Genomic DNA, 411 nt, shown 5'->3' on the forward strand with positions numbered 1-411 from the left:
CTGTGAGCATTATTTTTATCTTTCTTTTCCATAATATTCTCTCCCATATAATAATGAACTTAAATTTTTCTTTTCAAAAATTTCTTCTGTGTCTGCTTCTTCATTTTCAAATGGATTTTCTTCAAAACTTATTCCTATTTTGTCTGATATTTCTATCATATTTTTATTTTCAAGTGGATTTCCAATTAATATGCCATTATCATATAATAGCTTTTCAATTTCTTTTCCATTTTCATCATATTTTATTAACCATCCTTGTCTTGAACCACTCCTTGATAGTGGACATCTTTCTTTTATTTTTCCATTTGGATAAAATGATTCGTAATATTTTTTATTCATTATATTTCCTCCCATTTCTCATAAAATATATTTTTCCTTCTTGATAACATTTTATTTTATAATTTTCATTTT

Annotated in this window: 1 protein-coding gene; it reads right to left on the reverse strand. The window is 23.8% G+C overall.

Annotated elements, in window-relative coordinates; translation table 11 throughout:
- Window positions 1-15: 15 nt before the first annotated feature.
- A complete protein-coding gene (locus L988_RS10425) occupies window positions 16-339 on the reverse strand; it encodes a hypothetical protein (RefSeq protein WP_047384052.1) in 324 nt (107 codons plus the stop codon).
- Window positions 340-411 lie beyond the last annotated feature (72 nt).

This window comes from Cetobacterium sp. ZWU0022 (assembly GCF_000800875.1).
Classification (GTDB): Bacteria; Fusobacteriota; Fusobacteriia; order Fusobacteriales; family Fusobacteriaceae; genus Cetobacterium_A.

Excerpts from the sequence above, each read along its gene's own strand:
- L988_RS10425 (WP_047384052.1), bottom strand. The coding sequence starts at position 339 with ATGAATAAAAAATATTACGAATCATTTTATCCAAATGGAAAAATAAAA.